The sequence below is a fragment of the Pseudomonas cichorii genome, from assembly GCF_003700275.1.
Taxonomy (GTDB): domain Bacteria; phylum Pseudomonadota; class Gammaproteobacteria; order Pseudomonadales; family Pseudomonadaceae; genus Aquipseudomonas; species Aquipseudomonas cichorii_B.
Genome location: NZ_RBRE01000028.1, coordinates 83043 through 104966, shown reverse-complemented (window position 1 = coordinate 104966; position 21924 = coordinate 83043). Strand labels below are relative to the sequence as shown.

General features: G+C 55.1%; 20 protein-coding genes and 4 pseudogenes. 14 read left to right on the top strand and 10 right to left on the bottom strand.

Features of this window, described 5'->3' with window-relative positions; all coding sequences use genetic code 11:
- Nucleotides 1-8 precede the first annotated feature (8 nt).
- From ALQ04_RS06960 to ALQ04_RS06940, 5 genes are all read right to left on the bottom strand, one after another.
- A complete protein-coding gene (locus ALQ04_RS06960; RefSeq protein WP_012723241.1) occupies nt 9-758 on the bottom strand; it encodes an SDR family NAD(P)-dependent oxidoreductase in 750 nt (249 codons plus the stop codon).
- Between the two features lie 48 nt (nt 759-806).
- A complete protein-coding gene (locus ALQ04_RS06955) occupies nt 807-1568 on the bottom strand; it encodes an SDR family NAD(P)-dependent oxidoreductase (protein ID WP_012723242.1) in 762 nt (253 codons plus the stop codon).
- Between the two features lie 15 nt (nt 1569-1583).
- On the bottom strand, nt 1584-2942 hold the full coding sequence (locus ALQ04_RS06950) for an MFS transporter (RefSeq protein WP_012723243.1): 1359 nt from the start codon (nt 2940-2942) through the stop codon (nt 1584-1586).
- Nucleotides 2943-3002: 60 nt separating this feature from the next.
- Nucleotides 3003-3884: a polysaccharide deacetylase gene (locus ALQ04_RS06945; protein ID WP_012723244.1), complete on the bottom strand. Its 882-nt coding sequence runs from the start codon at nt 3882-3884 to the stop codon at nt 3003-3005.
- Between the two features lie 62 nt (nt 3885-3946).
- Complete coding sequence (locus ALQ04_RS06940; protein ID WP_012723245.1) at nt 3947-5305, bottom strand: amidase; 1359 nt, start codon at nt 5303-5305, stop codon at nt 3947-3949.
- 303 nt (nt 5306-5608) lie between these two features.
- Between ALQ04_RS06940 and ALQ04_RS06935 the strand changes: the two genes are divergently transcribed.
- On the top strand, nt 5609-6613 hold the full coding sequence (locus tag ALQ04_RS06935) for a GntR family transcriptional regulator (protein ID WP_012723246.1): 1005 nt from the start codon (nt 5609-5611) through the stop codon (nt 6611-6613).
- A gap of 112 nt (nt 6614-6725) precedes the next feature.
- Here the strand turns inward: ALQ04_RS06935 and ALQ04_RS06930 are convergent, their stop codons facing one another.
- On the bottom strand, nt 6726-7643 hold the full coding sequence (locus ALQ04_RS06930; RefSeq protein WP_012723247.1) for a LysR family transcriptional regulator: 918 nt from the start codon (nt 7641-7643) through the stop codon (nt 6726-6728).
- 125 nt (nt 7644-7768) lie between these two features.
- Here ALQ04_RS06930 and ALQ04_RS06925 point away from each other — a divergent pair, with 125 nt between their 5' ends.
- From ALQ04_RS06925 to ALQ04_RS27630, 9 genes and pseudogenes are all read left to right on the top strand, one after another.
- The gene (locus ALQ04_RS06925; RefSeq protein ID WP_012723248.1) at nt 7769-8527 is read left to right on the top strand and encodes a 5-oxoprolinase subunit PxpA; all 759 of its coding nucleotides are present in this window, start codon (nt 7769-7771) and stop codon (nt 8525-8527) included.
- A gap of 92 nt (nt 8528-8619) precedes the next feature.
- Nucleotides 8620-8865 carry an acetyl-CoA carboxylase gene (locus tag ALQ04_RS06920; protein WP_012723249.1) on the top strand — a complete coding sequence of 82 codons (246 nt, stop codon included), beginning with the start codon at nt 8620-8622 and terminating at the stop codon, nt 8863-8865.
- Between the two features lie 10 nt (nt 8866-8875).
- Nucleotides 8876-10249 carry an acetyl-CoA carboxylase biotin carboxylase subunit gene (locus ALQ04_RS06915; RefSeq protein WP_012723250.1) on the top strand — a complete coding sequence of 458 codons (1374 nt, stop codon included), beginning with the start codon at nt 8876-8878 and terminating at the stop codon, nt 10247-10249.
- Complete coding sequence (locus tag ALQ04_RS06910; protein ID WP_012723251.1) at nt 10246-11118, top strand: allophanate hydrolase subunit 1; 873 nt, start codon at nt 10246-10248, stop codon at nt 11116-11118. Before ALQ04_RS06915 ends, ALQ04_RS06910 begins: the two co-directional genes overlap by 4 nt.
- A complete protein-coding gene (locus tag ALQ04_RS06905; RefSeq protein ID WP_012723252.1) occupies nt 11115-12089 on the top strand; it encodes a biotin-dependent carboxyltransferase family protein in 975 nt (324 codons plus the stop codon). The genes ALQ04_RS06910 and ALQ04_RS06905 overlap by 4 nt, the downstream gene beginning before the upstream one ends.
- Before the next feature lie 111 nt (nt 12090-12200).
- The gene (locus ALQ04_RS06900) at nt 12201-13523 is read left to right on the top strand and encodes a cytosine permease (protein ID WP_012723253.1); all 1323 of its coding nucleotides are present in this window, start codon (nt 12201-12203) and stop codon (nt 13521-13523) included.
- 172 nt (nt 13524-13695) lie between these two features.
- Nucleotides 13696-14877: a hypothetical protein gene (locus ALQ04_RS06895; RefSeq protein WP_012723254.1), complete on the top strand. Its 1182-nt coding sequence runs from the start codon at nt 13696-13698 to the stop codon at nt 14875-14877.
- Between the two features lie 133 nt (nt 14878-15010).
- Nucleotides 15011-16021: pseudogene (locus ALQ04_RS27475) on the top strand (PAS domain-containing protein); the annotation flags it as partial.
- A pseudogene (locus ALQ04_RS27630) lies at nt 16022-16306 on the top strand (methyl-accepting chemotaxis protein); the annotation flags it as partial.
- Between the two features lie 177 nt (nt 16307-16483).
- On the opposite strand, the gene ALQ04_RS26885 reads toward ALQ04_RS27630, so the two are convergent.
- The 4 genes and pseudogenes from ALQ04_RS26885 to ALQ04_RS06870 all read right to left on the bottom strand — a co-directional run.
- Nucleotides 16484-16855, bottom strand: a complete 372-nt coding sequence (locus ALQ04_RS26885; RefSeq protein WP_158309468.1) for a LasR-specific antiactivator QslA — start codon at nt 16853-16855, stop codon at nt 16484-16486.
- Between the two features lie 126 nt (nt 16856-16981).
- Complete coding sequence (locus ALQ04_RS06880) at nt 16982-17287, bottom strand: TIGR00366 family protein (protein ID WP_043205095.1); 306 nt, start codon at nt 17285-17287, stop codon at nt 16982-16984.
- Entirely contained in the window at nt 17278-17439 is a 162-nt protein-coding gene (locus tag ALQ04_RS06875) for a group II intron maturase-specific domain-containing protein (protein WP_224794393.1), read from the bottom strand. Before ALQ04_RS06875 ends, ALQ04_RS06880 begins: the two co-directional genes overlap by 10 nt.
- A 10-nt stretch (nt 17440-17449) precedes the next feature.
- Nucleotides 17450-17661: pseudogene (locus ALQ04_RS06870) on the bottom strand (transposase); the annotation flags it as partial.
- A 14-nt stretch (nt 17662-17675) separates the two neighbouring features.
- Here ALQ04_RS06870 and ALQ04_RS06865 point away from each other — a divergent pair.
- From ALQ04_RS06865 to ALQ04_RS06850, 4 genes and pseudogenes are all read left to right on the top strand, one after another.
- Nucleotides 17676-18335: pseudogene (locus ALQ04_RS06865) on the top strand (transposase); the annotation flags it as partial.
- Nucleotides 18336-18860: 525 nt separating this feature from the next.
- On the top strand, nt 18861-20237 hold the full coding sequence (gene thrC, locus ALQ04_RS06860; RefSeq protein ID WP_012723258.1) for a threonine synthase: 1377 nt from the start codon (nt 18861-18863) through the stop codon (nt 20235-20237).
- Between the two features lie 31 nt (nt 20238-20268).
- The gene (locus tag ALQ04_RS06855; protein WP_012723259.1) at nt 20269-20706 is read left to right on the top strand and encodes an Lrp/AsnC family transcriptional regulator; all 438 of its coding nucleotides are present in this window, start codon (nt 20269-20271) and stop codon (nt 20704-20706) included.
- 171 nt (nt 20707-20877) lie between these two features.
- A complete protein-coding gene (locus tag ALQ04_RS06850; protein WP_012723260.1) occupies nt 20878-21918 on the top strand; it encodes a homoserine dehydrogenase in 1041 nt (346 codons plus the stop codon).
- Nucleotides 21919-21924 lie beyond the last annotated feature (6 nt).

Genomic DNA, 21924 nt, shown 5'->3' with positions numbered 1-21924 from the left:
GTTTCACCTCAAGGCATTACGTCGCCTGAATTGGGATTAAGGGTCTGACCTACAAACAGGTTACCACCGGGCTCTGAGGCTAGTAATACCACGATGGGCGCTACCTCTTCAGCTCTGCCAAATCTACCGAGGGGAAGCTCTTTGGCTTTCGCTGCTTTCCACTCTTGGCTGATACCTTCTACAAGTGGCGTTTCAATGGGCCCAGGGGCGACTGAGTTGACCAGAACATTATCTTTGCTTACCTCCAGCGCAAGGGACTTTGTGAACCCGATGACGCCGGCTTTAGCGGCGGCATAGTGAGTGAGCTGAGCGCCTCCCTTGATACCCAGCTGTGACGAGACGTTGATGATGCGCCCCCACTTCTGATCCACCATGTGTGGCAACGCGCGCTGGCTGGCAACAAAAACACTGGTCAGATCAACGCGGAGCATGTCGTCCCACATTTCCTGGGTGATGTCCACGCAAGGAGCCTGCGTCAGCATGCCTGCATTGTTTACTAGGATATCGATGCCACCAAGCGCGTTTACGCAAGCATCGACACCTGCTTGAGCTCCCTCTCTGCTGCCCACATCGGCGATGCATTCGATCACCAAAGCGCCTTGATCGCGGCACTTGTTCGACACAAGAGACAGGCGCTCTGCATCGCGGTCACATAACACGAGCTTCGCGCCGGCGTCTGCATACGCATAAGCAATGGCGGCGCCGATACCACTTCCAGCACCTGTGATAACAGCTCGGCGGTTTTGCAATGGCTTCATTTTTGTTGTCCTCAATGCCGCACCCCAGGACATGCGGCACATTTAATTTTATTCAGGCCAACGCACAGTCAGACCACCGTCGATGATGATGCTTTGCCCGGTGATGTAGCTGGAGTCAGGGCCTGTCAAATAGCACACTAAATCCGCAACTTCGCTTGCACGGCCTACCCGGCCCAGTGGAATGCTTTTACCTGCTTTCGCCAGCCCATCTGCTCCCAGAGAGTTTTTCGCATCAAGCGACTGAGGGGTTTCAATCAAACCAGGAATGACCGCGTTGCAACGAATCCCCTTGGCGGCAAGTTCTACTGCCAGCGAGCGACAAAGCCCAGGTACACCCGCCTTCGCAGCTGCGTAATGCGAGTGGTCTTGCCACCCATATACACCACCGGCAATTGACGAGATTGCGACCAATGCACCGCCTTCACCGATATAGCGGCTCGCGCTACGGAAGGTACGCATCACGCCTGTGAGGTCGACATCGAGCATCTCATTCCATTGTTCATCCGACATCTCTAGTAGTGACGCTTTACGCAGGAGACCCGCGTTTGCCACGGCATAGTCGAGTCGCCCGAAGCGCTCCACAGCGGCGGCGGCGATGGCGTCCAGTGAGGCGCTGTCAGTGACATCCATAGGGATCATCAAGCACTCACTGCCTGCCTCTTCGACGAGTCGCTGAGTATGAAGTGGATCATGAGGAGCACTTGCTAAGTATCCACCTACCACACGTACGCCCTTCTTCGCATACGCAAGGGCAACGGCTTCGCCAATGCCGCTGGCGGCTCCCGTGATCAAAGCTACAGGTTTAGACATGATTCCAGCTCCTTCTTATTTTACGGAATGAGGTTCTACGTGTCGGGCTGCCAGCATCACTAAGCCGGACAAGAAACAGGGCAGCGCGCCGAACCAAAGCGCTGCGCTATGCCACTGACCACCTGTCGTTAACACGCTGGTAATCCCTAGGCCGGCGACGATGGCGCCAATTGGGCCCATGGCATGAACAATTGCTCCGCCTGTTGCGCGGATGCTGGTGGGGAAGCTTTCGCCCATAAAGAACAACATTGCTGAATAGGGGCCAGTGAGGAAGAACAGTCCCAGGCTGTACAACGCAACAACGGTCGTCAGCTCACTAGGTGCCTGGAGCATGGCGTAAAACGCCAGCCCTCCACACATCCACCCAAATGCAACAGTGTTTCGGCGACCAAATCGGTCACCCAGCCAACCGTGAAACAGATAGCCGATGAAACCAACTAGGTTGGACAGAACCAGGATCCACAATGAATTCTGGAACGAAAGCTGGTGGACGCTCACGATTACTGATGTCCCCAAAACGCTGAAGACTTGAATGGCAGACCAGTTGAGAAGAATCGCCAGGCTCAACACCAGCGTTGGACGGAGTGCTGCACCCCGGAAGGCTGCCGCAACTCCGGCTTTGGAGTGCTCGTCATAATCGACATGGTATTCCAGAGCCAAGCTGCGCGCCCCAGATTCATCTCCAGCTTTACGCAGTTGGTGAATGCGCTGATGAACCTGGAACTGTGGGCTTTCTTTCAGCTTGCGAGCGAGGATCGCTACCACGAGTGCGGGTATTGCTGCAAAGATGAAGCAACCTTGCCAACCAATATGCGGAAGCAGCAGAGCGGTCAGGCCCGCAGCAATGAGTGCACCAACCGGCCAGCCACTCTGCACCAGGCTGTACACAAAACCCCGGCGCTTGATTATCTTCGGATCAGTAGACGCGGCATAAACCTCGGTAAGGTACGTCGCGTTGACCCCTTCCTCGGCGTAGCCCAGACCGGCAACTGAACGAACTGCAATCAGCGGCGCTTTGCCCATACCCGCACAGACCGCAGTCAGCGCCGAGCAAATTGCGGTGCCGCCAATGGTCAAGATGATTCCCCCGCGGCGTCCGATTCGGTCTACCAGCGGGCCAACGATAAAAGCGATGACTGCACCGCCTACAGCTACATAAGTGGCGATTTGCGCCTGCTCAGCCTCACTCCATGTGAAATGACCACCCATGACTGGCAGCAGCGTGCCAAACAAGATGAAGTCATAGACAGCAAATACCCACGCGAAGAATGCGATCCATGTGGCGTAAGTAACATCCTTGGATTCAAGCTGTACGGGCTTCCAAGCACCGGACTCATTTACTTGCGTCGTTGATATTGTCTGTGTAGTGGTCATATTGGCATTTCTCTTGTTTTTGTAGAACTCGTGATGGAGGAGTTACCCGCAGCAAAACACTCAGCCGTTTCGAGGCTGACGACGAATAAAGTCATCGGCTATTTCGTCCATCGTGACGAACTTCACGCCTTCATGACTTTTCATGTGCTCAATGAGTCGCTCGAGCATCAGCAACACTTGAGGGCGACCCGAAACGTCCGGGTGAATGGTGATTGGAAACACCGCGTAGTCGTGTTCGCGGTATACCCAGTCAAACTGATCACGCCACATCTCTTCTAAATGGCGTGGATTTACGAAGCCGTGGCTATTAGGCGACTTCTTGATGAACATCATCGGAGGTAGATCGTCGAGGTACCAGTTGGCCGGAATTTCAACCAAATCGGTCTCTTCACCGCGCACCAGCGGCTTCATCCAGGTATCTGGGTGTTGGCTATAGTCAATCTTGTTCCAGCTGTCCTTCACACGAACGTAGTAAGGGTGAAAATCGTTGTGCATCAAACTGTGGTCGTACTTGATACCTTTCTTCAGAAGAAGTTCGTTTGTAACGTTGCTGAATTCCCACCATGGCGCCACGTAGCCAGTGGGTCGCTTGCCAGCCAGCTTGGTGATAATTTCAATCGATTTATCCAGAACTATTTCTTCTTGTTCTGGAGTCATCGCAATAGGGTTCTCATGGCTATATCCGTGCACCCCGATTTCGTGACCGGCCTGAACAACCGCCCTCATCTGCTTGGGAAAGGTTTCTACGGAATGTCCTGGAATGAACCAAGTAGTACGCAGGTCGTACTTTTCGAACAGTTTTAAAAGCCTTGGTGAACCCACTTCACCAGCGAAAAGACCACGGGAAATATCGTCAGGGGAGTCCTCGCCACCATACGAGCCCAGCCACCCTGCGACCGCATCTACGTCAACGCCGATTGATACAAATATTTCCTTCGCCATGATTCATACCTCTTTGTTATTCAATTGAATGCAGGTGTAAGAGCCCCGCATCCCATGCGTATTTATTCAGTGACTCGAATGTATGACTCGACGGTTAAAGCGGCTCGGAGCAGCTCTTCGTCATTTCCGCTGAAGCTCGAAAGAAGCAGGCTGGTAGGCATCCCGGCATCACCGATCCCGCTGGGCAGCGCAACGCCAGGCATGTCCAACATGCTTCCCGGCATCGTTAGCCGTAGCGTCGCCAGGTTGGTGGCAGCAAAGATGCTGGCATCTTCTTCAAGAGGCGTAAGTAGGGGGGCAACATGCGCGACGGTAGGAGTGATCAAGAAGGCGCCGTCCAATTCGCTCGTAATTTGCTTTTTCAGCGCCTCAGCGGCCTGGTACAAGCGCACCTGCTTGCTGGCAGGAAATGTTCGGGCGGTCTCAAGCCTCTTTCGAACCCTTGGATCAAGTTGCTCTGCCGCTGGGCTATCTAGGAGCTCTTGATGGAGTGCGAAGGCCTCAGCACTTCCAAGCCACCCCACCTGCTCTATGAGTTCCAGCGCTTGATGGAACGCGAGAACCGGCGTTTCTTCGATTACTGCTCCTGCCAGAGCCAGCTTCTCAACTGCGGTAAGAAGGTTAGATCTCACTGCTGGCTGAATACGTGTGTCATTGAGCACCTTGATGTCCACACGGAGCCTAAGCCCTGCTACTGGAAGGCCTGTAGTCTCGAAGGACAGCCCTCGTCGATCGCCCAGCAAAAGGTTATCGACCGCAATAGCGTCGCGAACGCTGTGAGTGATAGGCCCCAATGAGTCAAGCGTGCGTGCAAGGGGCATGACCCCAGCAAACGAGTAACGGCGCGAGCTGCTTCGATAGCCAACCAAGCCATTGAAAGCTGCCGGCACTCGTATTGATCCCGCTGTATCGGTGCTCATGGCGATAGGTACGATGCCTCGCGCCACAGCGATAGCAGATCCTGATGAGGATCCACCAGGTACGCGCACTTCATCTTTCGACGCGGCATTGACCGGCGTGCCAAAGTGGGGATTGAGTCCCAGGCCTGAGTATGCCAATTCGCTCAGGTTGGTTTTCCCTATGCTCACAAGACCTGCGCGGCTAAGTGCCACAGCCAGCGCGCAGTCGTGTGAAGCAGGGGGGGTATGTAAAAGTACTTTCGCGCCTGCGGTAGTCACATATCCGGCCAGGTCGTATAGATCTTTCCAAGCTACCGGGACGCCGTCGAATCGAGACAAGGGCTGCCCGGCTTTCCAGCGTGCCTGTGCAGCTGCAGCTTCACGCTGCGCTCGATCCTCACAAAATGTGATGAATGCAGCAGGCGCGTCTGCGCTGAGTTTCAACGCATCTTTAAGGGCCGTGACAGGGTCGGACGTTCCGTCGGCAAATTTCTGAGCCAAGGAAAAGGCATCGGCAAGCATGGTAGACCTCTAAAATGTATATTTTATTAATACATACATTACCAAAAGCATCGACCGTGCCAAGTCGCGTATTTGCTCAACACATAATGCGGCAGATGGCTCAGCGCCGGGAGGTTGGTAGAGGGACACAGCATCCTGTCAGGCCATGGCTTGAAAATTGTATTTTTAATAAAATGATCCATTTTGGGGTTTTTGGTAACACGCTCGCCCTAAAACTGATCAATGAGGTGTTACCGATCGCGATCACATCTCGCTTATCGTGTGAGAAACTCACCCACCCCCCGTTTCTTGAGAACAGTCTTGATGCCTGCAGCACTACCGACCGAAGATCGACCGGCCTCACGCTACGAAACCATCCGCAACGCGCTGCGTGAAGCGATTCTTAGCGGGCAAGCGACTGCTGGACTTGTATTGGTAGAAGCACCTCTAGCCGAACTCTTCGGTACTAGCCGCGTACCGGTGCGCCAGGCACTCAATCTCTTGCATGAGGAGGGCTTGATCCGTCGCTTTGAAGGCCGTGGATTTCTCATTGATCCTGATGGTCGGAGCAAAGCCCCAATACGCGTCCCGCTGACACGTGAGTTGCTCGGACTAGAACCTCAGGAAGATTTGATCGATTATCGACCTCTAGGTGAGCGCATTTACGATCACTTGGCGGAAACGGTTATTCGCTTTATGGTCTTTGGGCACTACCGAATAGATGAGCAAAGCGCATCTGAAGAATTGAACGTCAGCAGAAACGTGGTCAGGGAAGCTCTGATGCGTCTCAGGGATAAAGGCTTGGTAGAAAAGGAGCCTTACTCTCAATGGTTGGCAGGGCCGTTAACTGCAGAGGCAGTCAAACAGGACTATGAGCTGCGCATGCTTCTTGAGCCTGATGCACTTCGCCAAGGTGTAGAGCATGTCCCACGCGGCGACCTTGAAAATATGTTGGGGCGAATAATCAGGGCGCAAGAAGCTGGGCGAGGTGTCCAACGAGTAGACATAGAACAGCTCGAACAGGATCTGCACGTCACTTGCCTAGCAGGGTTGAGTAACGCTCGAATGGCTGCAGTCATTCGCCAGTGTCAGATTCCGTTGAATGTCGGACGTGTTCTGCACGAGTCTCTGAACACAAGCAACGATGAGGCCATGCTGGTAGAGCACAGGCTAGTTTTTGAGGCACTGCTTTACGGAACAGTTGACTCAGCCTGCTCCTGCCTTCGAGACCACATATCCAAAGCCCGCGAGCGAACCTTGCAGCGCCTGAAGGTGCTATCCGTACTTCCGGAGCCTGAAGTGCCTCGCTACTTGGAAAGACTTGCTTGAAGGGCGCCTTTATCATCGGATGCAACTCGCCAATTTTCAGTTAACTGCATTTTTTCAATCCCTGATATGACCGTTTATGAGGTCAAGCCGGTGGATTACTTTTACGTATCTTTCAGCGTCGTGCGGAATGCTGTTGGGGTGCCAAAAATGCATCGTGGAAATAATTTCGAAATGCGTGCATCGCCGGGCTGAATTCACGTTCGCGATGCCACGCCAGTCCGACGCTCATCGGTGTCACCTGTTCGGTGATGGTCAGTGTTTCTATGCGTTTGCCTTCCAGTGACCAGGGACGGTGCACTAGATCAGAGAGGATCGCTACGCCGCTGCCATTGGCGACCATGCTGCGCACCGCCTCGACGGAACTGGTGCGCACCTTGACGTTCGGTTGTTGATGTGCGTGTTCCCAGTAACGCATCGCACTTTGTTCGGCCTCGTCGACTGTCAGCAGGATGTAGGGCTCTTTCACCACGTCAGCGAGGCTTACGGCTGAGCGTTCGCACAGGGGGTGGTGGCTGGGCAGCCACAACCGCCGCTCGGAGCTGAAGAGAGTTTCCGAAACGATGTCCGGGAGCGTGAGGTTTGCGGTCAGCACCACTGCCATGTCGAAGCGACCTTCGAGCAGACCTTCTTCGATGGCCGTCCGTTCTTGTTCGTGGACTTCGATGGTCACATCCGGATGCCAATGCTCCAGCCGCTGCAAATGGTGCGGCAGGAAGTAACCAATCACCGTGTAGCTCGCCGCCAACCGCAACACGCCGCTAGCGCGGATGTCCGGCAACGGGCTGTTCAACGCGTCATCGACGCTGCGCAAAATCACATAGGCCCGATTCAGAAAGTGCCGCCCGGCGTCTGTCAGGCTCATGCCCTGGGCCGAGCGTTGGAACAGCAGCGCGCCAATGATGCCTTCCAGTTCCTTGATCGCCGTAGTCACGGCCGACTGGGAAATATTCAGATGAATCGCAGCTTGAGAGATTTGCCCGACTTCGGCCGTGGCGACGAAATAGCGGATCTGGCGCAGGGTTAGGGACATGAGCACTCCGGGCGATTAGGTATCTGTTTTTCAGAAGATGGCCTATCTGATAATAGATCTTCCCAAGGGGTTCGCGGTAATCTAGCTTGACCTGCATGAAGTCACAAGCGTCGGGAGCAAGCGTCATGCAGGCAGTAGATTTTAACTCGGACATGGGTGAAGGCTTTGGCCCATGGACCATCGGTGATGGCGTTGACAATGAACTGATGAGTTTTATCAGCTCGGCCAATATCGCCACCGGTTTCCATGCCGGCGATCCCGGCACTATGCGTCGCACGGTCGAGCAGGCCAAGCGCCTGGGCGTCGCCATCGGCGCCCATCCGGGATTCCGCGACCTGGTCGGTTTCGGCCGCCGGCACATCAATGCACCGGCGCAGGAGTTGGTGGACGACATGCTTTATCAACTCGGCGCCTTGCGTGAACTCGCCAGGGTCCAGGGCGTGGCCTTGCAACACATCAAACCCCACGGCGCGCTCTATATGCACCTGGCTCGGGACGAAGAAGCGGCGCGCTTGCTGGTGGAAAACCTGCAGCGCCTGGAGCCTGAGCTGCTGCTGTATTGCATGCCTGATTCGGTAATTTGGCGGGTTGCTACGGAACTCGGCCAACCAGTGATCCGCGAGTTCTACGCCGACCGCGAATACGACCTCAGCGGCTCCATCGTCTTTACCCGCAACGTGCGTGCCTACGATCCAGCGCAGGTCGCGGCGCGGGTCCTGCGGGCCTGTCAGGAAGGCGTGGTGCGCACCGTCGAGGGCGAAGACCTGGCGATCGCATTCGATTCCATCTGTTTGCACAGCGACACACCGGGCGCGCTGGCGTTGGTCGAAGCCACCCGCAATGCGCTCGATGGCGCCGGGATCAAGGTTCGCGCGCCGCGCTGATATTAGACGAAAACGCCTGGCACGCAGACGCCAGGTTTGCACACCGATTCATTTTTGCCTGCCTTTCTACAACTATTCCAAGAGGAACAGACATGGCCGAACACACTGTAATCACCCCGTTGCCGGGGACCTTCTACCGCAAAGCCACCCCTGAATCGGCGAACTTCGTCGAGGTCGGCGCGCAGGTCAGCGCCGACACGGTGATTGGCTTGATCGAGGTTATGAAGCAGTTTTCCGAACTGACCGCCGGGACGGCCGGTCGCCTCAGCGCATTCCTGGCGGAAGACGGTGATCCGGTGGAACCGGGTCAAGTCGTCGCAACACTCGACGACGAGTGAGGGCGCGATCATGACGCAAGCCATTCAAAAATTGCTGGTCGCCAACCGTGGCGAGATCGCTGTGCGGATTATCCGTGCTGCCAAAGCACTGGGGATTCCCACGGTTGCCGCGTGCAGCGAAGCGGACGTCGATTCCCGGGCGGCGCGCATGGCCGACGAGGTGCACCTTCTCGGTCCGGCCCGCGCTGACAAGAGTTACCTGAACGTCGAGGCATTGCTCGGCGCCCTGAAAGCCACGGGCGCCAACGCGGTCCATCCGGGTTATGGCTTTCTCTCGGAAAACGCCGACTTCGCCGAGGCGGTGCTGGCGGCCGGGGCCATTTTCGTCGGCCCGAGCCCGGAGACGATCCGGCGCATGGGCGACAAGGCCGAAGCCCGGCGCACCGCGCAGGAAGCGGGCGTGCCCGTGGTGCCCGGTTCGCCCGGTGAACTGTTCGATGTCGAATCGGCGCTCAAGGCCGCCGAAGCCGTTGGCTTTCCACTGTTGATCAAAGCCTCGGCCGGCGGTGGCGGGCGGGGTATTCGCCTGGCGGAAAACGCCGAACAACTGGCTGAAGAGTTCCCCCGATCCCAGCGCGAAGCCCAGGCTGCGTTCGGCAACGGCGCGGTGTACCTGGAGCGCTTCATCAGCCGCGCACGGCACATCGAAGTTCAAGTGTTGGGCGACGGTCAGCACGCGGTGCACTTGTTTGAGCGTGAGTGTTCGTTGCAACGTCGTCGGCAGAAGATTTTCGAGGAAGCGCCATCGCCGGCCCTCAACCCGCAGCAACGCGAGACGCTCTGCACCAGCGCCGTGCGCCTCACCGAGTCCCTGGGCTACAAGGGCGCCGGCACACTGGAATACCTATATGATGACGTGACCGGCGAGTTCTTTTTTATCGAGATGAACACGCGGATTCAGGTCGAGCATCCGGTCAGTGAACTGATAACCGGCATCGACCTAGTTCAGGCGATGTTGCGCATTGCCGGTGGCGAGCCGCTGGGCTTCAAGCAAAGCGACATCCAGCTCAATGGTGCCGCCCTGCAAATGCGCCTGAACGCCGAAGACCCGGAGCGGGATTTCTTCCCCAGCCCCGGTCTGGTCGAATCGTTGATCTGGCCGCAAGGCGAGGGCGTTCGGGTCGACACCCATCTCTATCAAGGCTACCGCGTGCCGCCGTACTATGACTCGCTGCTGGCCAAGCTGATTGTCCATGGTCGTGATCGTGCCGAGGCCTTGACTCGCGCACGGCTGGCAGTGAAGCACACCACGCTCTCCGGCATGGCCACCACCTTGTCGCTGCACGGCGAATTGCTGGAACAACCGTGGTTGCACAGCGCCGACTTCCACACCGGCACCCTGGAAACCTGGTTGGCCGAGCGTGGCCGTGGAGGTCAAGCATGAGCACTCCAATCCGCTACAGCTTCGGCGCCGATGAACATTTGTTTGCCGAAGTCAGCGACAGCATGTCCCTTGAAGCCTTCTTCAAAGGCATGGCGGTTACCCGCGCAGTCGAACGTCTGGCGCTCGATGGTGTGCTCGATGTGTGTTTGGCCAACGCGTCATTTCAGATCCGTTTTGACCCGGATCGCATCGCCCCACACAGCTTGCTCGAAGCGGTAAAAATCGCCGAGGCCGGGGCCGTCGCCGAGCGCACGTTGCAGACGCGGATCATCGAGATTCCGGTGCTCTATAACGACCCCTGGACCCACGAAATCTTGATGCGTTTTCGCGACCGTCATCAAGACCCGAGCGCCACGGACCTGGAATACGCCGCGCGAATTAACGGCCTGGCAGACGTCGATGCGTTCATCGCCGCCCACAGTGGTGCGCCGTGGTTTGTCTCTATGGTCGGCTTCGTCGCGGGTCTGCCGTTCATGTTCCAGATGGTCGAGCGCGAGCGTCAGTTACAGGTGCCCAAATACCTGCGACCGCGCACCGACACGCCGAAGTTGACCCTGGGGCATGGCGGTTGCTTCGGCTGCATCTACTCGGTGCGCGGTGCCGGCGGCTACCAGATGTTCGGCGTCACGCCGGCACCGATCTACGACCCGCAGCAGAACCTGGCGTACCTCAAGGAGCACATGGTGTTTTTCCGTCCGGGCGACATCGTGCAATTCAAACCGATGGACCGTGAGGCCTATGACCAGGCGGTGGCCGACGTGGAAGCCGGGCGCTTCGATCTGCGGATCCGGCCGGTAGAATTTTCCCTGGATGCCTTTCTGGCCGATCCCGTCGGCTATCCCAAGTCGCTACAGGAGGTGTTGGCATGATCAAGATCCTCAAACCCGGCCTCGCGACTTCGGTGCAGGACCTGGGCCGCGAAGGTTATTACCACTTGGGCATTCCACCTTCCGGTGCGCTCGATCAATACGCCTTGAGCGCGGCCAATCAACTGGTTGGTAACCCGGCTGGTTCGGCGGCGCTGGAATGCACGTTGCTTGGACCGGAGCTGGAGTTTCAGCAGGATGCACTGGTGGCGGTCTGCGGCGCGCTCATGACGGCACGGGTCGATGGCGTGGAAATGCACCACGACACCGCGTTCGCGGTGAAGGCCGGGCAAGTGTTGCGCTTTGACTTTCCGAAGGCCGGTGCCCGAGCTTATTTGGCGGTGGCCGGTGGCATTGATGTGCCGATCGTACTTGGCAGTCGCTCGACCTATGCGCTCGGCGCGCTGGGCGGTTTTCAGGGGCGTCGGTTGATCGCGGGCGACGAATTGCCGATCGGTATCGCCAGGGGCAAGAGCCGCGCAGGGGCCAGTTTGCCCATGGCATTGCGCCAGGCGCTGGGTGGCGAAATCACCCTGCGGGTGGTGCCCGGTCTGTACTACCACCGCTTGACCGAATCGGCGGCGAAAAGCTTTTTCGCCGAGCCGTGGACGGTCGGCTCTGAAGCCGACCGTATCGGCTATCGCTTCAAGGGCGGCAGCGCGCTGAATTTTAAGCCGCGAGAGCAACCGTTCGGCGCCGGTTCCGATCCATCGAACATCGTCGACAGTTGCTACCCGATCGGCTCGATTCAGGTCCCGGCCGGGCTCGAACCGATTGTGTTGCACCGCGACGCCGTGTCCGGTGGCGGCTACGCGATGATTGGCACGGTGATCAGCGCCGACCTCGACCTGATCGGCCAGATGCAACCCAACCAGAAGGCCCGCTTTGTCGCGGTGACCCTCGAAGAGGCGCTGGAAGCGCGACGTTCCTATAAGAAAAAACTCAGCTGCCTGAGCAAGCTGTTCCCTTCCTGATTCTGCCCGCCGCATCGCGCGGGTAATGCTAAACGGCAAGCCAACGTCGCACTTCAGTGCGGTGACGGCTGCCCGCGCTTCAACCTTTGACTGGTTTTGGAGTTCACGCATATGGCTGCTTTATCGCAATCGAGTCAAACCGGGCAAGACCCGGCCAATCACCCCGTTCCCGCCGACGCACGCATGGGGCGGCTGTCCCTGACCATGGCCTGGTGGGCGGTCTGCAGTGCAATGTTCTACATCGTGGTCGGCGCATCGCTGGCGTTGTCGTACGGCGCCCGCAATGCCCTGATCGGCATGGTGCTGTCGGTGATCAGCTACGGCCTGGTCAACTCGGTGCTCAGTCGCTTCGCCATCCGCAGCGGTTTGTCGGTGGCGTTGTTTTCACGGTTGCTGTTCGGCAGCACCGGGGCGTGCCTGGCGACTTTGATCTTCTTCTCGACGGCCATCTATTACGCAGTATTCGAAGGCTCGGTGATCGCCGTGGCGCTCAATCACCTGTATCCGCAGTTGGTCTTCCCGCTGGCCGCGTTGCTGGTGGTGCTGTACAGCGTGCCGATGATCCTGGGCAGCGTGCAGCACTGGCTGGACAAGCTCAACGGCGTGTTGCTGCCGGTGTACCTGGGTGGCTTGCTGGTGGCGGTGGGGCTGTCGATCAGTCGTTATGGCTACCAGCCGCAATGGCTGGATTTCGGCCCGGCAACCCCCAGTGCCTTCGGTTGGTGGGATTGCTTTGTTGCGTACATGGGCATCTGGGTGTTGATGCTGTTCACCTTCGACTACGCCCGTTTCGGCAAGCCTAAAGACGCCGAGTATCACGGCCGCTGGAACTTCGGCATGCCGTTCTACGCGGTGACGTTTCTACTTAACGGCGCGGCGGGCATCTACCTGGTCAGCAGCATTCCCCACGAAGGCGCGCTGAACGAAGTCTCGGTGGTGATGGCAATTTTACAGTTGATGGGCTTGTGGGGGTTGCTGTTTGTCTGGGCCACGCAAACCCGGATCAACACGGCCAATTACTATCTGGCGACGATGAACATGCAGGCGTTCTTTGCCCGCTTTGGCATCCGCGGTTCGTACTTGATGTGGGCGCTGACGGTTGGGGTGATCGTGTACGGCCTGATGCTCGCGGACGTGTTTACTTACTTACTTAAAGCGTTGGCCTATCAGGGGATTTTCGTGGTGGCCTGGGTGGGTGTGGCGTTGGCGCAGATTCTTTACGGACGCAGTGAAGTGGCGGCGCTCGAACGGGTGAAAGCGTTCAATTCGGCGGGCTTGAGCGCCTGGTTTGGCGCCACCGCATTGGGACTGGCACTGATGTTCTCCGGCCCTGGCCTGAGCAGCTTTTCCGCACCCTCGACTGTGATCGTTGCATTTGCATTGCAGGCAGGCTTGTCCCATCGAAGCCGGTTACGGTTGAAGTCGGCAGAGTAGGATTTTGCAGTAATACCTTCCAGACCAACCGGCTCCAACAATGGAAGGCGGGCATTGGAAGGCTGATCCGACCTCAAGCCAAATGACTCTATAACCCTTTACTCATGTCGCAGCGTTCGCTGCGGCCCGGGCTGCTGTTCCCAACAATAATCAGAAAATCGGGAGTATCACTGTGCGCACAACCACCCCTCGTGCTATCCGTTCCATTGCTCTAATTCCGCTGCTCGGCGCTTTTGCGGCACCGGCCATGGCGGTTCAGGTGACCGACAACCTTGACCTCGGCGGCGCGGTCCGTGCGCGCTGGGATTATGACCCGGATCGTGACATCCAGAAGTTCAACTTCGACACCGCGTTTCTCAGCGCCAAGTTTAATTCTGACACCTGGATCGGAGCGGCCAAATATCGCTTCTATGGGCGGGCCTATCCTTATCAGTACACAAAGAATGTCGGTGACATCCAGTTCGCCGAATCGGCGTGGATCGGCTACAAGTTCAACCCCGACCAGCAGGTCCAGGTCGGCCTGAATCAGGTGCCGTTCGGTTTGCAGCCATACTTCGGCAGCACCTTCTTCGAGACCCTCGGCAACGTCGTGGGCTTGGAAGACCTGTCAGAAATCGGTGCCAAGTACATTCAGCAAAGTGGCGACTGGAACATCCAGGCCGGCTACTACCTGCGCCCTGCATGGCAGGGTAAAGGCACCAGCAAGGGTGATACTTACTCCAGCGTGGTGTCTGAAGCCGACAGCTACGTCGCCGATGGCAGCAACAACCAGGAGCGCAATACGGTGGTGCTGCGGGTGGCCAAGGCGCTGGACCTGGGGCCGTGGAAATCCGAAGTCGGGATCTCCGGCCTGACCTCGACCCTGGAGAACCAGGACACCAACAACGACGGCCGGCGCAATGCCGTGGCCGTGCACTACATCGGCAAGAACGGTCCATGGGGCGTGCAACTGCAAGCGGCGCGGCAGCAGATGTCCCCGCGCAATCCCGGCACCGATGAACTGGTGACCCTCGGCGGCTTCGACGGCACCTTCAACGTCGCCAGTCGCGGCAACCTTTACGTGGCGGACGTGAGCTACGACGTTGGCGGCAAGTACCTGTTCGATCAGATCAGCGGCGTGAAGCTGTACGCCAACTACAGCGCCTTCGACAAATCCGACGACGACTTCAAGACCTCGCAGCGGATGATTTTCGGCACATCGTTCTCCGTCAGCAAACTGTGGATCGCCACGGAGTGGCTATACGGTAAGAACGATCCGTACATCGGTGGCAGCAGCTACACCCAGAGTCTGGGGGCAGGTGGCAGCAACCAGTGGGAAAACCAGTTGTACATGAACATTGGGTATTACTTCTAAACCCTGAAAAGATCGCAGCCTTCGGCAGCCTCAGGCGTACGCGTTCCAACGTAGGAACAGCCATAGGCTGCGATCGTTTTGTTTTACCTTGCCCCTTATCAATGTGCCCGTAACGTTTATTGAGTCTCATACCATGCCCCCTTTTCCATTCTTGCGTCGTGACCGTTTTGCCCTTCAGCAGTTAATAGCTGCTATCAGGAGCGGGAAGGTACCTCAGGTCAACGGTTGCAAAGAGGCCCCATCAATCCTTGATGCCTGGGAGTTTCTCGAATCATCAAATCGTGAGTCCCAATCGCGCATTAGCCAACTTGAATACGAGCTTGAAGCTGCTCGTGAATTACTTCGCGAGTCAACAGCTTCTGCCTTAGCCCATGAAATCAGATTCGACTTAGTGAATCGGGCTGCTAGTGAGGGCCTTTGGGACATGGATGTTGTTGCTGGCGACCCCGTTAATCCGAAGAACAGCTTTTGGTGGTCGTCGCAATTTCGAAACCTTTTGGGGTTTAGTGACGAACGTGATTTCCCAAATGTCTTGGCCAGTTGGGCGGATCGCATTCATCCACAGGACAAGCAGGGTACACTCGACGCCTTTGCTCGTCATCTCAACGACAAGTCCGGGAACACGCCATATAAGATAAGGTACCGGCTCGCAATGAAGAACGGTTCCTATCGATGGTTCCACGCTCAAGGTGAAACACTTCGTGACGAGCGAGGAACTCCGATCCGAGTAGCTGGCTCGCTAAGGGATATTCATGATCAGTTGGAACGTGATCAGGAACACGACGTCATCATCACCAGGTTTGAACTTGCTAGAGAAATGCTCTCCGATGGATTGTGGGATATGGAAGTGATCGCCGGAGATCCTGTGAATGCACAAAACCCCTTCTGGTGGTCGCCTCAGTTCCGAAGACTGCTCGGCTTTGAAACTGTTGAAGAGTTTCCAGATGTTTTGGATAGCTGGGTTTCTAGGCTGCATCCGGATGATAAAGACCGAAGCCTCAACGCTTTCGTTGCTCACTTGAATGATAAGTCAGGAAAGACTCCATTCGACATCGAGTATCGGTTGAAGATGAAAAGTGGCGATTATCGTTGGTTCAGGGGTCGCGGTCAGACCCGGCGCGATCCGCTTGGCTCTCCACTTCACGTGGTTGGCGCTCTCGTGGACGTCCATCTGCAGCACGAGCAGAAAGAGTTGAGAGACGCAGAGGTTAGGCATCAGCGGACTTTGGAAACCAACATCGCCCAGTTGTCGCAAATTGTAGGTACGATACAGGGCATCGCAAGTCAGACAAATCTCCTGGCCCTAAATGCGGCTATTGAGGCTGCGCGCGCAGGAGAGGCTGGGCGCGGTTTCGCTGTCGTGGCTGACGAGGTTCGTAAACTCGCAACGCGTACTACGGAGGCTACCGAACAAGCCGCTGGGATGGTAGCTCGCTGAGCACCGATGTTTCTCGCCTTTCCGGCCGCTGCGGGCGAGATGCCCAGTGTTTTCGGCCTTGGTGCCTGCTGTTAAATCTGCAGGTGGCATCCCGCGATGCATACACCCGAACAATCAACGTCTAGTGGCCTGAGCGGTTAATTCAGATCTCAAACGTCAAATACAACCTTAAGCATCAAAACTGGTTGGTCGGGATGCAGCGGCTTCACGAAAGTTGATCAGACTCTGCTGCAAACACAGCAGAAAACCGGCCTCAAAAGCTTCCAGAGAGTCCCCTAGACAATGACGTTTTCGGTTCTGCGCCAGTGCCCACCATAGCGGTAGTGATGAATCGTCAAGCCAGCTCTCCGCACAACGAACGCCGTCCTCAATCATCGGACCAAATTCATCACCCCATGGGATTCGGATACCGGGACAGTCTTCAGCGGAAGGGACAGAGAAATATTCGCAGATCTGTTGATGAACGCGTTGAGCCGGGATACGGGTCAGATATCGGAACGCCTTGTCGAACAACACTGCCGCAGCATCCAACAGACGCAAGCAGACACGCGAAAAGTTCCTTGCCAACAGTGATATCGGCCCCTGGGGGGCAGGCTGGAGCCGATATTGTAACCTAACGTTGCGAATCTTCCTGGTTTCTTATCAGGCGAGGCGCTGGTTCATGCCTCATGGTTTTAGCTCGGGCGTGGGCGCCGTGATAATGTTTAGACACTCCGCAATGCGTGAAGCAGCGGAAATCCAGCTGTAGGGCTGGAAAATCGTGAGGCTGAAAGGGAACGTCATGCCGGTCAGTTGATAAATGACGTTAATAGGGCTGTTGGTATCGGTGTTAGCCAGGGCGATGGAGCTGGACAAGCCCTGGGTCCATAACAAGTAGCCCATGTATCCGGAGGCGATGAGGTAGCCAAAATGAACCTTGGGCAGCCGCTTTGCGACCTGTCGTGCGATCAGTGCGCCGGCTACTAGTCCCAAGCCCCAGGGTTGAAGATCTTCTTGGTGACGACATGACTGTGATAGTTCGCCCAGCCTCGTAGAACCGGGTTGAGCAAACCTATCAAGTTAGCCTGCCGTATTGTTTTGTTGGTCTTGATCAACTCTCGCAGCTTGGCAAGTAGAGCCCCGATGGTCGTCTCACACCAACTTGCCGTTCCACAAGCCTATATAATTGGGCGCGTGCTCACCAGCAAGGCTGGGGCTGAAGTCATAGACCACGGCTTTGAACGCCGAGAGCGGCATGTTGCAGTAGGCAAAGACACAAGCTCTCAGCGTTTTCTGCTTGCCAGGTGCCAGCATCTGCACCGGCGTTCATCGGCGTGGATGACCTGCTGAGCCAGCACCGCTTCACGGCAGACGCCAAACGATCTACACATCAAAGTTGGATCTGGTTCAACTGGGCTTTGATAAAACGCTGGCCAAAAGCACGGGGCACCCCTCTTATGATCGTGCCGACCAGCTCAAACTCTGCCTCTACGGCTAGTTTCGCCGGATTCGCTCATCGCAGCGTCTCAAAGCCGAGTGCCTGCGCAACATCGAAGTGATGTGATTGATTAACCGGCTTAAGCCCGACGTCAAGAACATCGCCGACTTTCGTAAAAACAATAAACTCGCCTTTGAGGCGACGTGCCGGGCCTTCGTCCGGTTTTACCGCAGTGCAAGTGGTGATAGCTCAAACAGCGCGACAAGGGCGATCGGATCTAACAGGCAGATGCAACGACTGTGCTACCTGCCCACTCAAATCTCAATCACTGGCGCTCAGCGCAGCTACGTCTCACACCATGCCAATGAGGAAGCGTTGAGCGAATGGAGCAATAGTGCTGGCCCAGCCGCATATAATGGCCAACCGAAGATCCAACGTTGAGCACCCCTTCGGCAACCTGAATGGGTGTTTGGCGACTCTCGCTTCCTGTTGCGTCAACTGGAGGGAGCGAGAGCGGAAATCGCCTTGGCAGTGAATGCCTACAACCTAAAACGTGCAATTAGTGTAATCGGGGCCCGCCAATTGATGGCGCTAATAGACTGAAGGGCGTTTTCGTTTGTCGTCCGCACAAAAACAAACGCCCCGCACTAGTAGGGGCGTTTGTTGTGCTGGTCTCCAGTGCGTTTTCACACAGTCTGTTCAAGGGATTTTTTTCATTACATGGCTGCCAGCATGACCAGCTGGCTAAGCTTACGAGCTGGTGCTGATAAATGAGATATATTGGATCAGACAGCTAATCCGATAATTACAATTTGCACTAGTATTTGAAGTTTTTTATGTCAAATCGATCAAAATTGGTCAGATCGACCATAAAATAAAGCGAAGCGCTATATTTGTTAAGTTTGAGACACGTCCTAATCTAGTATTCAAGCGCCAGGTTCCAAAGGGTACAGTGCGGAGGAATCGCTTCTGTCCAGCATCTTCCCTGCATCGTAGTGAGTCTTTGGAACGTTGGGGTAAGCTACTAGCAGCGGGTCGGCTAAGGCGATCGAAGCGGACGAAATGCTCCCTCAAGATAAGCCCAAAATCAGATAGGTTAGCATTCAAAAACAGTAGGTGGAGTTAATAATGCAATACGTAAGTAGCCGCAATTCTGCTACCAAGGCTGACTTTGAAACGGTTGTACTATCTGGAGTCGCTGAGGATGGTGGATTGTATATGCCAAGTGCTCCACCGGAGTTTAGTGCTCAGGAGATAGCGAATTGGTCGATGCTCACCTATGACGAACTGGCTTTTCGAGTTATAAAGCCATTCGTTGGTCAGACGATCCCAGAAGAGGATCTAAAGCAGCTTCTTAAAGATGCTTATAGTGAATTCGATCATCGCACTATTGCGCCCTTACAACAGGTCGATAGGAATGAATGGGTACTTGAGTTGTTTCACGGGCCGACTCGCTCTTCGAAAGATTTTTCAGCCCAGTTGCAAGTCCGTTTTGTGGAGTACTTCCTTGCAAAACGGAAGCGCCGGGCACTGATTGTAGGGGCGACGAATGGAGACACTGGACTTGCCGCCATTGAAGCTTTTAAGAATAGTCAAAGTTCGGTTGTTGTTGCATTTTTTCCAGAATCGGGTTCTCCAGATGAGCAGATTATGCGATTGCATGCGTCAGACCATCCTAACCTTTATCGCTTCGCAGTAAATGGGAGCTTTGATGACTGTCAAATGATTGTCTCGAAACTGTTTAGAAATTGGCAGTCAAATTACACGGCAGTTAGCTTTAATTCGAGTAATTGGGTTAATGTCATGGCGCAGTTGGTTTTCTACTTCTATGCCACACTTCAACTCAGTGGGGGGCAAAGAACTATTGGGTTCAGTGTTCCGGCATCAAGCTTTTCTGAAGTTTATGCAGGGTACATTGCGCAGAAAATGGGGTTGCCGATCACTCAAATGATTGTTGCTACCAATCGTAATGATGCTTTGCATCAATTGTTTTTGAAAAATCATTATTCCAGAATCAAGTCTGATAGGAGTTTATCTCCTGCAATGGATCTTTCGGTTTTTTCAAATCTGGAACGATTACTATGGGAGCTCTATGGTAAGGATTCCGTTGCTGTGAGTAAGCTGATGGAGGAGTTTGAGGAAAACGGAGAAATGGTCATAGACAATAAGCTATGGCTGCAAGCACGAATGATTATTGACTCTTACTCCGTAAGCGATGAAGAAACCTTAGCGGAGATAAAGAGCATGCATCACGATACTGGCTATATAATTGACCCGCACACGGCGACGGGGGTGCTCGCCGCTAGACTCTATAGACGCAGCATGGTGGCTCCGATGGTCACTCTCGGGGAGGTTTCACCAATAAAGTCGGCTATACTACTTGCTAAGCTTGGCATCGTACCTATACCGAAGGTAACGCCTGTACAGAGTAGCTGCTCACTAAGATTGTATCGAATAAACCCAGACGACGTTGGCACTATAAATCAAGTGCTCAGCAGCATCTGAAAAATAACAAAGTAGATAAGCGGGTGAATAAGTGAAACGAGTTCTTGACTCACTCGATGAACGCATAATCGCAGAGCTGACTCTGAATGGCAGGGCTACCCATGCAGAGCTTGCTATAAAAGTTAACCTATCGAGAAATGCTGTACGCCAACGCATTGAAAGGCTGGAGCGCGACGGCGCGATACAAGGATATACCTTACGTAGACCGGAGGGGCAGACACCATCTTCACTCATAAACGCTGTCATGTTTGTCTATCGCTATGACCGCATGCGTGGGACAGAAGTACTGGAAGCATTGAGAAAAATGCCGGAAGTCCTTCAGTGTGAAGTCATGAGTGGTGAGTATGACTTGATGGTACGTGTCGGTGCTTCCAGCCCAGAGCGCGTACACAAAGTTTGGAACGAAATTTCTGCGATGCCAGGCGTGGAAAACACAATAACTTCTTTCGTTCTGCTGAACGTTATCTAAGGATGTGAATACCCTAAAGAGCCGATGGATCTGGCTCTTTGCGGCTGGCCATTTTGGCGACGGAACAGTCAAAACGCTCAAAAAATAATGCTTTTCGGCATATTTTACTGCCGGCACCTCCGTCCTAAGCTAGGGGCCATAGCTAACCTAACGGATCGGAGATAACAAGAAATGACGGAATACAAAATAGCACTGGTAGGTTTTGGTGGTGTTAACCGGGCTTTGGCTCAACTCATTTCAGAGCGCAATACGTCTTGGAAAGAGAGTCTGGGTTTTACCCTGAAAATTGTCGGTGTCACTGACCTTTTCCTCGGCTCTGTAATCAATCGCGACGGGTTGGACGCTGGTGCGCTGGTGAGCTTGCCAGCAACTAAAGGAGCACTAGCGCAAATCCCAGGTGGTACCGTCGAAGCGTTTAACGAAACGGTCATCAAAAATTCGGGTGCAGACATCATTGCGGAAGCGACTTTTACCAACCCTATCGATGGTGAGCCTGCGACCACCTTCTGTCGCTGGGCACTGGAGGGTGGCAAACATGTCGTAACCACTAACAAAGGGCCAATCGCCATTCATGCTGCCACAATCAAAGAGCTATCGCTTAAGAATAATATGGCCTTTGAGTATGAAGGATCAGTAATGAGCGGTACTCCTGTCATTCGGCTCGCTAAGCAGTCGTTGGCTGGAAGTGAAATCGTAGGCTTCGAAGGCATTCTCAACGGCACCTCTAATTACGTTCTGACGCGTATGGAAAGTGGGCTAGCATTTTCTGAAGCTGTAGCTGAAGCCCAAAAACTGGGATATGCCGAAGCGGATCCTACGGCAGATGTTGAAGGCTACGATGTTCGTTTGAAGGTGGTAATTCTCGCGAACGAACTGCTTGGTGCAAAACTAAGTATTAGTGACGTTAGCTGCGTCGGAATCTCCGGTCTGACTGCCAACGATATTGATGACGCACGTCAAAATAATTCGCACTGGAAACTTATTGGCTCTGCTAAACGCAACGCTGATGGCTCGGTTTCTGGCACCGTTGAGCCGAAGCTTTTGAGCAGCGAACATCCACTAGCTGGAATTTCTGGTGCCACTAACGCAATTTCGTTCAATACCGAGCTCTTGGGTGCAGTCACTGTCTCGGGGCCAGGCGCAGGAAGAATCGAAACAGCGTTTGCACTCCTTTCCGATATCATCAACATTCATACAGCTTACAAGAAATAGGAAGGA